The organism is Lysinibacillus sp. KU-BSD001 (genome assembly GCF_042920265.1).
GTDB lineage: Bacteria > Bacillota > Bacilli > Bacillales_A > Planococcaceae > Lysinibacillus_B.
Window position 1 is genome coordinate 1 of sequence record NZ_JBDQZI010000017.1, and the last position, 14,152, is coordinate 14,152.

At 40.1% G+C, this 14,152-nt stretch carries 13 protein-coding genes and 1 rRNA gene; 3 read left to right on the forward strand and 11 right to left on the reverse strand.

All coding sequences use genetic code 11. The features are described 5' to 3' along the window. Positions 1–73 (reverse strand): 16S ribosomal RNA (locus tag AAGS61_RS18350); the annotation flags it as partial. Positions 74–401: 328 nt separating this feature from the next. Further along, on the reverse strand, positions 402–1,295 hold the full coding sequence (locus tag AAGS61_RS18355) for a nucleotidyltransferase-like protein (protein WP_391375303.1): 894 nt from the start codon (positions 1,293–1,295) through the stop codon (positions 402–404). Positions 1,296–1,432: 137 nt separating this feature from the next. Here AAGS61_RS18355 and AAGS61_RS18360 point away from each other — a divergent pair, with 137 nt between their 5' ends. Then, a complete protein-coding gene (locus AAGS61_RS18360) occupies positions 1,433–1,777 on the forward strand; it encodes a YgzB family protein (RefSeq protein WP_391375306.1) in 345 nt (114 codons plus the stop codon). Between the two features lie 104 nt (positions 1,778–1,881). Here AAGS61_RS18360 and perR read toward each other — a convergent pair whose 3' ends face one another. The 3 genes from perR to bcp all read right to left on the reverse strand — a co-directional run bounded on the left by perR (position 1,882) and on the right by bcp (position 3,926). Continuing rightward, positions 1,882–2,337: a peroxide-responsive transcriptional repressor PerR gene (perR, locus tag AAGS61_RS18365; protein WP_391375309.1), complete on the reverse strand. Its 456-nt coding sequence runs from the start codon at positions 2,335–2,337 to the stop codon at positions 1,882–1,884. 177 nt (positions 2,338–2,514) lie between these two features. Then, entirely contained in the window at positions 2,515–3,459 is a 945-nt protein-coding gene (locus AAGS61_RS18370; protein WP_391375311.1) for a D-2-hydroxyacid dehydrogenase, read from the reverse strand. Between the two features lie 5 nt (positions 3,460–3,464). After that, positions 3,465–3,926 carry a thioredoxin-dependent thiol peroxidase gene (gene bcp / locus AAGS61_RS18375; RefSeq protein WP_391375314.1) on the reverse strand — a complete coding sequence of 154 codons (462 nt, stop codon included), beginning with the start codon at positions 3,924–3,926 and terminating at the stop codon, positions 3,465–3,467. 120 nt (positions 3,927–4,046) lie between these two features. Here bcp and AAGS61_RS18380 point away from each other — a divergent pair, with 120 nt between their 5' ends. Both AAGS61_RS18380 and AAGS61_RS18385 read left to right on the forward strand, forming a co-directional pair. Then, complete coding sequence (locus AAGS61_RS18380) at positions 4,047–5,333, forward strand: glutamate-1-semialdehyde 2,1-aminomutase (RefSeq protein ID WP_391375317.1); 1,287 nt, start codon at positions 4,047–4,049, stop codon at positions 5,331–5,333. Between the two features lie 61 nt (positions 5,334–5,394). Next, positions 5,395–6,486 carry an aromatic acid exporter family protein gene (locus AAGS61_RS18385; protein WP_391375319.1) on the forward strand — a complete coding sequence of 364 codons (1,092 nt, stop codon included), beginning with the start codon at positions 5,395–5,397 and terminating at the stop codon, positions 6,484–6,486. An 88-nt stretch (positions 6,487–6,574) separates the two neighbouring features. Here the strand turns inward: AAGS61_RS18385 and AAGS61_RS18390 are convergent, their stop codons facing one another. The 6 genes from AAGS61_RS18390 to AAGS61_RS18415 all read right to left on the reverse strand — a co-directional run bounded on the left by AAGS61_RS18390 (position 6,575) and on the right by AAGS61_RS18415 (position 14,138). After that, a complete protein-coding gene (locus AAGS61_RS18390) occupies positions 6,575–7,468 on the reverse strand; it encodes an ABC transporter permease (protein WP_391375322.1) in 894 nt (297 codons plus the stop codon). Between the two features lie 14 nt (positions 7,469–7,482). Further along, a complete protein-coding gene (locus tag AAGS61_RS18395; RefSeq protein WP_391375325.1) occupies positions 7,483–8,487 on the reverse strand; it encodes an ABC transporter permease in 1,005 nt (334 codons plus the stop codon). A gap of 74 nt (positions 8,488–8,561) precedes the next feature. Beyond that, positions 8,562–10,193, reverse strand: a complete 1,632-nt coding sequence (locus AAGS61_RS18400; protein ID WP_391375328.1) for an ABC transporter substrate-binding protein — start codon at positions 10,191–10,193, stop codon at positions 8,562–8,564. A 34-nt stretch (positions 10,194–10,227) separates the two neighbouring features. Next, positions 10,228–11,208, reverse strand: a complete 981-nt coding sequence (locus AAGS61_RS18405; protein ID WP_391375331.1) for an ABC transporter ATP-binding protein — start codon at positions 11,206–11,208, stop codon at positions 10,228–10,230. Further along, on the reverse strand, positions 11,183–12,202 hold the full coding sequence (locus AAGS61_RS18410; RefSeq protein ID WP_391375334.1) for an ABC transporter ATP-binding protein: 1,020 nt from the start codon (positions 12,200–12,202) through the stop codon (positions 11,183–11,185). Before AAGS61_RS18410 ends, AAGS61_RS18405 begins: the two co-directional genes overlap by 26 nt. Before the next feature lie 190 nt (positions 12,203–12,392). Further along, positions 12,393–14,138, reverse strand: a complete 1,746-nt coding sequence (locus AAGS61_RS18415; RefSeq protein WP_391375338.1) for an ABC transporter ATP-binding protein — start codon at positions 14,136–14,138, stop codon at positions 12,393–12,395. Positions 14,139–14,152: the final 14 nt, after the last annotated feature.

A 14,152-nucleotide genomic window follows, 5' to 3' on the forward strand; every position in this document is an offset into this window, starting at 1 on the left:
AAGTCCGCTCGACTTGCATGTATTAGGCACGCCGCCAGCGTTCGTCCTGAGCCAGGATCAAACTCTCCATAAAAGAATTTGAGTAAGCTCAAATTTGCTGGCATCATGTTTGATGTCCAAATTTTTGTTTCTTATTCAGAAACGTTTATTGTTAACGTTTTGCTTGTTCAGTTTTCAAAGTTCATATTGTTTCTCGCTCGTTTCAGCGACTTCTCTAATTTAACATTTTTGTTTTCGTTTGTCAACAACTTTTTTTAGAAAGTTTTTTACGACTCTCGAAAATCCATGTTTTAAAGCGTCACGTCTTAGCGACAATTAATATATTACAATACAGGAACATTAAATGTCAACACTTTTTCAAAAAAATCCCGAGGCATGTTACACATGCCTCGATTACTATACTATAAGCCATATTCGCTTTCAATAAACTGTTTGTCTACTCGATAATGACGATGGAATACGATTTCATTTTTTGCGATTACAGGTTCTACAATAATGTAGCCTTTATCAATTAAATACTCGACAAATACTTCTAAATCCGTAGAGTAATAACTTAACTCTTCATGCGCGTGTAACTCTTGAATTTTCCAAGTCGGTTTAGTAAGCATTACTTCTACTATATGTTGAGCTCCATCGTGCGTTCTTGAATTAATAAGGAATTCGCTTGCTAGAAATAATAGCTCTAATCGTTTATCCAATGTCTCATTACTCATAATCAATTCTTCATATAGTTTATACACAGCAGGTTCAATCTTTTTCACCTGCGCCCACACTGTCACTTCAGGATACAGACCACTATCAATGACCGATAAACGCCCAAGATGGTGGAGCGACTCCACTACATAATTATAGGCATCTAAATAATCACCTCGTTCAAAAAACTCCTTCCCTTCTAAATACCGACGGATTAACTTACTAAATTGAATACCGGTTTTAATTTTACGTCCGTAAAACGGAAACTCTTGTAGTTCAGAACGTAATTTATATAAAAATTCATTTCGGTCAAAGAGCACTTTCCCAAAGAAAATCCAATCGACTAACTTTCGGTTCGAGCCAATGAAAAGCCACTTTCGTAAACGTTTTTCCGTTACGATGTGCATCACCATCTTCGTATCACCATACAAATAATGCTTTGTAAAAATAGGTTGATCCGCCTCTTTTACAATAATTAATAATACCGAATCAAATGTATCTGTTAGATTGATGGCATCATCACGTTTATTAATCAATATTACACCTAATGTATCAGGATGACTTGCACGCTCCTGATAGATTGGACGTAAAATGTGTTCCATAAAAGTACCCCCTAAAGTTTACACTACTACTATGCTGAAATGTTCGACGTACTATTTAGTAAATCCTTTCAAAAGATTATAATTCTAAAATAAATTCAATCTATGGTATAGTAATTTTAGATTGGGAGGCAAATAAAATGAAGAAGTATTCTAGCAAAATAAATAAAATCCGTTCATTTGCACTATCACTTATCTTTATTGGATTTGTTATTATGTACGGTGCGATTTTCTTCCGTGAAAATCAAATTTTAGTACTGATCTTTATGTCACTTGGACTACTATGCGTGATTGGAAGTACAGTCGTCTACGGCTGGATTGGTTTATTATCAACAAAAGCTGTACAAGTCGAATGTCCAAATTGCGGTAAACACACAAAAGTACTAGGTCGTGTCGATATGTGCATGTACTGTAATGAGCCACTGACACTAGACCCAACACTCGAAGGAAAAGAGTTCGATCAAAGCTATAATAAGAAGAATTAAAAGCTGGTGGTTAGCGCTAGCTTTTTTCTTTTCCTACAAGTACGCTCCACACTTATCATAAAAAATAAAAAACCTAGTAGCTGTTTTACTACTAGGTTCACATGCTATAACGCTGTTTTGTTTTCGTTTTCTAGACACTCTTGGCAAGTTCCGTAAACTTCCAGACGATGCGAATTTACTTGGAAACCTGTCACATGCGAAGCAAATTGCTCTACTTCGTTAAGACCAGGATAGTGGAAGTCTACAATTTTACCACAACATTCACAAATCATATGGTAGTGATCGTTTGTGACAAAATCAAAACGACTTGCTGCATCTCCATACGTTAGCTCTTTTACAAGCCCTACTTCCCGGAACACACGTAAATTGTTGTAAACTGTCGCGACACTCATATTTGGGAATTTACCTTCCAGCGCTTTATATATATCATCTGCTGTAGGATGAATCATGGAGTTAATTAAATATTCCAAAATAGCATGACGCTGTGGAGTAATTCGAACACCCGTAGTCTTTAACGTGTCTAACGCGTCTTTTAAATGCATTTCATCAGACATCGCCATGCACCTCATTTCATAAATAATTATTAATTTATAATTGTTACAAACAGTGTACGAAATTTATCCACAACTTGTCAACAATTCCTTAGCTATCTCCATACTTTCCCACATTAAAAGAGCGTTTTAGCTAAAAGCATTCTCAATTAAACACGATTAATTGAGAATTGAAAGTGTTTCCTTTTAATAACCTCTTAACAGGTCCATTTCATTTTCGAGCTGTCTCTCACCATTTAACCATTTACGAAGGCTCGGTTTAAAAATTTCGAGGCTACGCTCTACGTAACGTGATGAATGACTTGATAAATGCGGTGATACCGTCACATTTTTCAATTGCCATATCGGGCTGTTAGCTGGTAATGGCTCTTCTGCATATACATCTAATACCGCGTGAGCAATGAGGTTTTCTTGCAGTGCTTGCACAAGTACATCTTCAGCTACTAAATCCCCACGACCGAAGTTCATGAAAATCGCACTTTCCTTCATCACTTCAAAATGTTCACGCCCAATTAAGTTTTTTGTGTTTGGCGTGCTCGGCAACATGGAAATAACAATATCTGCTTTTGGTAAATGCTGTAGCAACTGTGCAATCGGATACGTTTCGTTCATATAATTAGTCATTGCACCCGAGCTATTAATACCTATTGTATGTACGTCAAACGCCTGTAGAATACGCCCAATTTCCTGACCAATGGCTCCTGGTCCTAAAATAAGTGCTGTACTACCGTTTAGCTCTGTTAACCGAATCTTTTTATTCCATTCACTACGAGCTTGTTGGGCATAAATACTCGGTAGCCCACGCTTTAATGATAAAATATGCGCTAAAATCGATTCGGTCATTGGCTTTTTATGAATACCGCGCACATTCGATACGTAAATGCCGCGCTCGGCAATAGCTTGTGCTGGCATTTTCTCAACCCCTGCAGAGGCAACAAAAATCCACTGTAATTTCTCCGCAACCGCAATTTTGTCGTCCGTTAAATCTTCGCCGTATGTGACAAGAATATCCGTTTCGCGAAGTACATCGTCCCGAACCCCTTGCTCAAAAATGAACTCCACTTCTGGGAACTCTTCTACTAACGGCTTACTTAAATCTGGTCTTGGTTCAAATGTAAAATAGACGCGCATCTCTCTTATTCCCCTTTTAACTGCGATAATACCGCTGCAATATGATTTTTCACTTTTACTTTACGCCATTCCGCTACAATGACTCCTTCTTCATTAATCAGGAATGTAGAGCGCTCAATGCCCATATATTCACGGCCGTACATTTTCTTTAGCACCCATACACCGTACTTTGCTGCTACTTCATGATTCGCATCGACTAGTAACGAAAACGGTAGACCGTGCTTTTCAATGAATTTCGTATGCTTATTCGCATCATCCATACTAACCCCTAAAATCACTGCATTTAATGAAGAAAAATCTTCATACGCATCACGGAAATCACATGCTTCCGTCGTACATCCTGGTGTCATATCTTTCGGATAAAAATAAAGCACCACCTGTTTTCCTTTAAAATCAGAAAGACTCACTTGCTCGCCCTTTTCATTTTCTAACGTAAAATCTGGTGCCTTTTGATTTAACAATGACATCGAATCCCTCCCTATCTTTTCTCTATCGTACCGAAGTCTCGTCAGTCTTTCAATTTCTTTGGCGTTTCAAAGAGATTGGGACTACAATAGACATGACAAACTAAGTTTGGAGGCAAAACAATGAATCATTCAAAATCCGAAGCAATTTATAAAGAGGCATGCGAGCATATCGTAGGTGGTGTGAATAGCCCATCTCGATCATATAAAGCTGTTGGTGGTGGCGCACCTGTTGTCATGTCACGTGGGAAAGGTGCATATTTTTGGGATGTAGATGGTAATCGCTACATTGACTACTTAGCAGCATACGGTCCTATCGTCACAGGTCACGGTCATCCACATATCACAAAAGCAATTGCTCATGCAGCAGAAACAGGCGTATTATATGGCACACCAACTGAGCATGAAGTGAAATTTGCAAAAATGTTAAAAGAGGCCATTCCGACTTTAGACAAGGTACGATTTAACAACTCGGGTACAGAAGCAGTGATGACTACTGTTCGTATTGCCCGTGCATACACAGGTCGCAATAAAATTATTAAATTCGCTGGTTGCTATCACGGCCACTTTGACCAAGTATTAGTAGCTGCTGGTTCTGGTCCTGCAACACTTGGCTCTCCTGATTCCGCAGGGGTACCACAATCCGTTGCAACAGAAGTGATTACCGTACCATTTAATAATATAGAAGAATTCAATTTAGCGATGGAGCGTTGGGGCAACCAAGTAGCCGGTATTTTAATCGAGCCAATCGTTGGGAACTTTGGTATTGTGGAACCGCACCCTGGCTTCTTAGAACATGTACATGCACTGGCAAAACAATACGGCGCATTGACAATCCACGATGAAGTCATTACAGCATTCCGCTTCCATTATGGTGCAGCGCATACGATGTTAGGTTTAACACCTGATTTAGTGGCCATGGGGAAAGTCATTGGTGGTGGCCTACCAATCGGTGCTTACGGCGGCCGAAAAGAAGTAATGGAAACTGTTGCACCACTTGGACCCGCATACCAAGCGGGAACAATGGCGGGGAATCCAGCGTCTATGCTTGCAGGTATCGCCTGCCTTGAAGTATTAGCACAACCGGGTGTATACGATGAAATGGATCGTCTCGGTGCGCTGCTTGAGAAAGGCATTTTAGAAGCAGCTGAGAAACATCATGTGACAATTACGGTCAATCGCTTAAAAGGAGCATTGACAATTTACTTCACAGATGAGAAAGTAGAAAACTATGAACAAGCTGAAAACTCCAATGGTGAAATTTTTGGTCGTTTCTTCAAACTAATGCTTTCAAAAGGTGTAAATTTAGCACCTTCTAAGTACGAGGCATGGTTCCTAACAACGGAACATACAGAAGAAGATATTTTAGAGACAATCGCTGCGGTTGATTACGCATTTTCACAACTATAAGAAGTCATCCGGCGAAGTGTCTTCATTGATTATCACATAGAAAGAGAGGGCTTCACGTTTTATGAAATTAGGTGCCCGTGTATTCAAAACTGGTGTCGCCATTATATTTGCACTATTTTTAGCTGAGCTACTCCATTTACCTTCGCCGGTATTTGCTGGAATTGCTGCTATTTTTGCGATTCAGCCGTCTATTTATCGTTCTTATTTAAGTATCTTGGAGCAAATTCAAGGGAACTTAATCGGGGCTGCGGTTGCGGTGATCTTTGGCTTGCTATTTGGCCATCATATTGTTGCCATTGGCATGGCAGCCATTATCGTTATCGGGCTAATGATGAAATTTAACCTCGAAAAATCAGTAACATTAGCACTTGTTACGGTTGTTGCCATTATGGAAATTCAAGGCGATGACTTTTTAATGTTTGGTCTTATTCGTTTTGCAACGGTCATGGTCGGCGTCTTCGCTGCTTTTATTGTGAATTTAGTATTTATCCCACCACGCTATGAAGTGAAATTATTTAAAACGATTAACGCACTTCAAGATGATATTATTCGCTGGACGCGCCTTGCGGTTCGCCAAGCAAGTGAGCATACATCGACGAAGACAGCATTAAAAAAATTAACAACTCGTATGAGTGAAGTGGATAATTTATATGACTTTTACAAAGAAGAACGGAGGTACTTCCGCAATCAAAAATTTGTAAAGGCTCGTAAACTCGTTGTGTATCGCCAAATGATTATCACCTCTAAAAAAAGTTTAGAGCTACTGCAACGGCTACACAAACATGAAAACGAACTCGGCAATTTACCTGAACAGTTCCGTCTCATGATTCAAGAACGACTCGATTTCTTACTGACATACCATGAGCAATTACTGCTTAAGTACACAGGGAAATTAAAGCCTGAACATTCACAGTGGATGCAACACGAGGAATATTTGCAGCGCAATGAAGTGATGGAAATTTTCATTAAGCAAATTGCCTTAGCACAAGAGCTAGAAGATGAAGAAGAATTTTCAAGTTATCACTTACTCTATATTTTATCGCGTATTTTAGATTATGAGGAAAATCTAGAGCATTTAGATACGCTCATCGTGTCGTATCGTAGCTATCACGGGAAAGAAAAAAATGTGGATTTAGAAGAAGAGTTTTATTAACCGGTAAGCGAATTGCTTACCGGTTTTTTTACAGAAATTTAAGTTACCCATAAAAAATAGGAGCCCGTTGAAAAGCCCCTGTACGTGTCTAATTTTTCATCTTCGGATCAAGTGCATCGCGTAAGCCATCGCCCATTAAGTTAAAGCCAATCACCGTTAGCATGATCGCCAATCCTGGAAAAATCATTGCCCACGGTGCATTGAGTAAAAAAATACGCGCATCTGCTAACATTTTCCCCCACTCAGGTGTAGGTGCTTCTGCGCCAAGTCCTAAAAATCCTAATGCTGCTGCTTCAATAATCGCTGTAGCAACCGCTAAAGTCCCTTGTACAATAATCGGCGTCATCGAATTCGGTAAAATATGGCGCCATAAAATACGGGCATTTTTCATCCCGATTGCTCTGGCCGCATGTATATATTCCTCTTCTTTTACGGTGAGTACACGTGAACGAATGAGTCGTCCAAAATTCGGTACGTTAATAATGGCAATCGCAATTAAAGCATTTTGTAAAGATGGTCCTAAAATCGAGACAATCGCAATGGCTAATAAAATACTCGGAAAAGCGAGCATAATATCAAACAACCGTGAAATCATCGTATCGAGCCAGCGTCCATAATACCCTGCAATAATCCCTAAAAAGCTCCCAGTAACGGCAGATAAAATGACGGCTGTAAAACCAACCGTTAATGAAATACGTGTCCCATGTAAAATACGTGAAAAAATATCGCGTCCTAAGTCATCCGTCCCAAACCAGTACTCACTCGATGGAGGGACTAGACGCTCCGCTAAATTTTGCTCATTAATCCCTTGCGGTGCAATGTAAGGACCAATTATAGCGAGAAGGATGAAAAATAGCACAATCCCCATGCCAAAAAGAGCCGATTTGCTTTTTTTAAAGCTTCGCCATGCTTCTTTCCATGGGCCAACTACTTTTTCTTCTTTAATTTCTTGCAATGGCGCATTGGATATGATCTGAGACATTCCCCATCCCCTCCCTAGTTATATTTAATCCTTGAGTCAATCACGGTATATAAAATGTCTACAAGTAAATTAATCATGACGAATAAAAATGCGACGATTAAAATCCCTGACTGAATAACAGGATAATCACGGTAGCCAATTGCCTCATAAATATAGCGACCAATACCTGGCCAACTGAAAATCGTTTCTGTTAAAATGGCGCCCCCTAACAGCAGCCCTGTTTGTAAACCAATTACCGTTAATACAGGAATTAACGCATTTTTCAGTGTATGTTTATAAATGACAATCAACATACGCTGTCCTTTTGCGCGAGCTGTACGGACAAAATCTGAACGCATTACTTCTAGCATAGAAGCCCGTGTCATACGGGCGATAATGGCTGTTGGAATCGTCGCTAACGCAGTACCCGGGAGCACTAAATGTTTTAACACGATGACAAATTGATCGAAACGTCCTTGGATTAATGTATCGATTAAATAAAAATGCGTAATCGCTATGACCGGATCCCGTACTTCTTCACGACCTGAAGTCGGGAGCCACCCAAGCTTAATACTAAAAAGCCATTGTTCAACTAATCCAAGCCAAAAAATTGGCATCGAAACGCCGACTAATGCGATCACCATCACGATGTAGTCAAACTTTGAATTTTGGAACCAGGCTGAAATAATGCCCGCATTCATACCGACAATGACAGCAATCGCCATCGCAAAAAATGCCAACTCAAATGTAGCAGCTAAATATGGCCAAACTTCTGTCGTAATCGGTTGCCGTGTACGTAAGGAGTCTCCTAAATCGCCAGTGACGATATCTTGCAAGTAGCTAAAATACTGTACATACCACGGATTATTTAACCCTAATGATTCGCGCAATGCTGCCACGGCCTCCGCTGTTGCTTGTTGACCTAAAATGACTTGCGCCGGATCTCCTGGAATGGCATGAATAATTAAAAAGACAATAATAGACATCCCAAGTAATACAGGAATTAAATGAATAAGTCGTTTCATTATATAGTGAAGCATTGTCTTCACCTCTTCTAAAGAATTTGCTAGAAATTTAGAAAAAAGGGAGGCGATATCCTCCCTTTTCGATTTAACTATTCCATCGAAACATTCATTAAAATATCAGAACCTGTTGGATGTGGTAAGAAACCTTTTACTGTTGATTTTGCAGCAAGTAATGGTGTCGAGTGTGCCAATGGTGCCCACGGTGCATCCGCATGAATCATCTCTTGCGCTTGTTTATACAGACCATTCCGTACATTTTCGTCTGTTTCAGATTGTGCCGCGATTAATAAATCATGCACGGCATCATTTGAGTAATATGCATAGTTGTTGCTTCCGATATTATCTTTATCTAGTAACGTATATAAGAAGTTATCCGCGTCACCATTGTCACCTGTCCAACCAAGCATGAACGCATCCGCTTCCCCGTTCTTCGTCTTCTCTAAATAGACCGCCCATTCATATGTCACAATTTTTGACGGAATCCCTACATCTTCAAGGTTTTTCTGAATTACTTCCGCCACTTTCATCCCATCTGGCATATATGGACGTGGCACTGGCATTGCCCATAGTTCAATTTCTGAACCATCATAACCAGCTTCTGCTAATAACGCTTTTGCTTTCTCTGGATTGTATTCATATCCTTTGATTTCATCGTTATACCCGCTAATAGATGATGGCATTGGATTGACGGCTACTTCTGCACGCCCTTCGAAAAATGCATCCACAATAGCTTGCTTGTTAATCGCATGGTTCACCGCTTGACGCACTAATTTGTTATCAAATGGTGGACGTGTATTCGTTAAACCTAAGTAACCAATATTCATAGATGGACGTTCGATTAATTGAAGTGCTGCATTCGCTTCAATTGAAGCACCATCAGATGGATTGATCCCATCAGCTAAGTCGATATCGCCTGCTGTTAAAGCATTTAAACGTGCTGAGTTATCCGGAATAGAACGGAAAATAACACGATCTAATTTCGGTAATCCTTCTTGCCAGTAATCTGCAAACTTTTCAATCGTAATGGAATCATTGCGCTTCCACTCCACAAATTTAAATGGCCCTGTACCAACTGGATTGTCGCCAAATGAATCGCCAGCTGATTCAAACGCAGTTGGTGATGCGATGCCAAACGGGCTCATCGCTAAGTTCTTTAAGAATGGTGCTTGTGGACGAGATAATGTAAATACGACTGTATGCTCATCTTCAGCAACCACATCTGTAATAATATCTGCCCCTTCTGCTTTAAACATGGAATTGAAGTAATAGAAATCTTCTGCTGTTCCCGCTTTCCAACGATTTACGTTTTTCACAACGGCTTCTGCATTGAAATCTGTCCCATCATGGAATTGAACCCCTTGCTGCAATTTGAATGTGTAAGTTAACCCATCGTCACTAATTTCCCAGCTTTCTGCTAAGCCTGGATTTACTGTTGTATCTTGTTCACCAAACTCGAGTAATGTTTCAAAAATATTTTTTGTTACTTTAAATGATTCGCCATCTGTTACAATAGCGGGATCAAGTGATACGGAATCGCCACCACGCCCAAATACTAATACTTGCGGTGAAGTTGATGCATCATTCTCACCATTTCCCTCTGTATCACTTTCAGTACCTGTGTCCGTTGTAGCGGAATCATCTGTTGCATCCGAATTACAAGCAACAAGCACAAGCGTTAACAGGAGCAACAATAGCCCAAGTGACCAAACTTTTTTATTCATTTTAAACCCCTCCTCATTTCTTTCGCTTTTATCATTAGTGCTGCACATCATTGTATAAATGACAAGCAACAGAATGACCTGGTTTTACTTTTCTAAACAATGGTGCTGTCACTTTACAAATGTCACTCGCATACGGGCAGCGCGTATGAAATGCACAGCCAGCTGGTGGATTCGAAGGACTCGGGATATCCCCTTCCAATACAATGGGTTCCCGGTGATGTAGCGGATCAGGAATCGGGACTGCTAATAATAGTGCCTGCGTATACGGATGAAGCGGTTCTTCATAAAGTGAATCGCTACCCGCAAGCTCCACCATACGTCCGAGATACATTACGCCAACGCGATCGCTAATATGTCGAACAACACCTAAATCATGCGCGATAAATATATACGTTAGCTTCAAATCCTCCTGTAGCTTTTGCATCAGATTTAATACTTGCGCTTGAATCGATACATCTAATGCGGATACCGGTTCATCTGCAATGATGAGCTTCGGATTTGTCATTAATGCACGGGCAATGCCAATGCGCTGCCGTTGCCCTCCACTAAATTGATGCGGATAGCGCTTTGCATGATACGCACTTAATCCAACCATTTCTAAGTATTCATGCACCTTTTCTTTTCGCTCTTTCGCTTTCCCCATTCCGTGTACAATAAGCGGCTCTTCTAGTATTCTTTCCACTGTATGACGGGGATTTAAAGAAGCATATGGATCTTGGAACACCATTTGAATATCTCGCCGCATTTTACGCATTTCTTTTTCCGATAATGCGGTTAGCTCTACATCGGCAAAAGTCACTTTTCCACTTGTCGGTTCCAAAAGTCGCATAATGGCACGCCCAGTCGTCGATTTCCCACACCCTGACTCCCCTACAATGCCGAGTGTTTCTCCTTCATATAATTCAAAGGAAAGGTCATCCACCGCTTTCACTTCTCCTTTATTTGTGGAAAATAAACCGGTACGAATCGGAAAGTATTTTTTGAGATGCTCAACTTTCAACAACAAGTTCGTCATATACTTCACCTCCTGCCCTTTCTTCTACTAAGAAGCACCGCGCCTCATGCCCATCTGCCGCTTTATACATAGGCGGATTTTCTTGTAGACATCGTTCCTGTGCAAACTGACAACGCGGCGCAAAACGGCATCCTGTCATAATTGAACCAGGCTTCGGCACATTTCCCGGAATCGAATGCAAACGCTCCTTTTTAAATCGCATGTCTGGGACAGATTGAATTAGCCCTTTCGTATAAGGGTGTTGCGGATTTTTAAATATTTCTTTTACAGGCGCTTCTTCCACGATTTGCCCAGCATACATCACAATAACGCGCTCACACGTTTCCGCTACTACACCTAAATCATGTGTAATAAACAAAATGGCTGTATGTAATCGTTTATTTAAATCTTTCATTAGCTTTAAAATTTGTGCCTGAATCGTTACATCTAATGCGGTAGTTGGTTCATCGGCAATAAGAATTTTCGGATCACAAATCAATGCCATAGCAATCATGACACGCTGACGCATGCCACCTGATAATTGATGTGGATATTCTTTCATCAACTCTTTAGGACGAGGTAAGCCAACGAGCTTCATCATTTCCATAGCCCTTTTTTTCGCACGTCTTTTAAACCACATTTTATGATGGATTGACAATGCCTCTACCAGTTGATTTCCAATCGTAAAAAGTGGGTTCAGTGAGGTCATTGGCTCTTGGAAAATCATCGCCATTTCTTTTCCACGGATTTTTCGCATTTCTTTTTCCGAAAGAGACGTTAAATCTCTGCCATTTAATAAAATCTTCCCTCCTGTAACCTTCCCTGGTGGATTCGGTACAAGCCCCATAATGGATAGAGAGGTCACACTTTTTCCACATCCTGATTCGCCAACGATCCCTACGATTTCACCGGCACGAACAGAAAAGCTAATTTGATCGACGGCTACAATATTTCCATCATCCGAAAAGAATGTCGTTTCTAAATTTTTCACTTCAAGTAATTTATCTGAATCCATCGAGCTGCCCCCTTTTCCAAAATGGCACTGTATTCTGTGTATCAAAACAGACTATTATTTATCTTTTAAAGTAGAATTTTTCTATCTTTTATTAATAGTATTCTCGAAGCAGCAAAAATATTAATCTTTCTCTTTTATTCCGTTTTGGAGAATCTATATAAAAATAAAAAAGAGAGGCGAATGCCTCTCTTTAATCTAACTTTTGAACTTGGAACAAATTATAATATGCCCCTTGCTTTGCCATGAGCTCCTCGTGGGTACCTGATTCAACCACTTGTCCATACTCGATGACGAAAATTTTATCTGCATGTGTAATCGTGGATAGACGATGGGCGATGACGATGGTTGTACGGTCGTGCGCTAATCGATCAAGTGACTCTTGAATAAGTGCCTCACTTTCTAAATCAAGCGCAGACGTTGCTTCATCTAAAACGAGGATTGGCGGATTTTTTAAAAACACACGCGCAATCGCTACACGTTGTTTTTGACCACCTGATAGCTTTACGCCTCGCTCCCCAACTTTTGTGTCATAGCCTTGTGGTAAACTCATAATGAAATCATGTGCATTGGCCGCTTTAGCAGCAGCAATGACTTCTTCATCGGTTGCATTTGGATTGCCCATTAAAATATTTTGTTTCACCGAATCACTAAACAAAATATTATCTTGTAGCACAATACCAATTTGTGAACGAAGTGATGTTAATGTTACATCACGTACATCGCGGTCATCTATTTTTATAGCCCCTGCGCTTGTATCATAAAAACGTGGAATTAAGCTAACAATCGTCGACTTCCCACCACCACTCATCCCAACAAATGCCGCTGTTTGCCCTGGCTCGATTGTAAAATCTACATGATCTAAAATGGTTTTCCCTTCTTTTTCGTAATGGAACGTGACATTTTCAAAGGCAAGCTTTCCTGCTACTTCTTTTAGCTCTAGAGCATTCGGCTTATTTTCTACATCATATTTTTCATCTATTAATTCAAACATCCGGTCCATCGATGCAATCGCTTGTGTTAATGTTGTTGATGAACTAACTAAACGACGTAGCGGTCCGTATAGCCGCTCAATATAAGCATAAAAAGCAACCATCACCCCAATGGATAAATTCCCGTGAATCACTTCATAGCCTGCATAAGCAATTACAAGTAGCGGCGCGATATCCGTAATCGTATTGACAACCGCAAATGATTTCGCATTCCAACGTGAGTGAGTTAATGCTTTATTTAAAAATTCCCCATTTGTCTCATCGAAAATCGCTTGTTCATGTTTTTCGAGCGTAAAGCTTTTAATAATGCTCATGCCTGTTACACGCTCATGCAAATAGCTTTGTACGCCTGCCAAAGCTTGTGAGCGCGCACGTGTTAATGCACGTAATCGCCCAAAGAAATACTTCACACTAAACGCGTAAAACGGAAGCGCAATCAATGAAACGATGGTCAGCTTGACATCCATGGAAAACATAATCGCCACAACAATGATGACTGTGACTAAATCGAGCCATAAATTCATAAGCCCCGTCATCACGAAATTTTTCGTTTGCTCTACGTCATTGATCATACGCGAAATAACTTCCCCTGCGCGCGTATTCGCATAATATTTTAAGCTTAGCTTTTGCAAATGCCCATATAGCTCTTTCCGAATATCAAATAAAATATTATTACTTAAATTTTGCGCAAAATATTGGCGGTAATATTCAATTGGTGGACGTACCACGAAGAATAGAACAAGTGCAATGCCAATCCATGTCAATAGTTGCTTTGTTTTCTCCTCAGCTGATAAACTTTCTTCCAATAAAATATCATCTAAAATAATTTGTACTAACCACGGTAAAAATAGTGGAATAGCAAATTTCAAAATGCCAATTACAATTGTAAACATTAATAACCACTTATACGGCTTAACAAAGCGCATATATCTCTTTATACTATCCAATGGCTTCTCCCCTT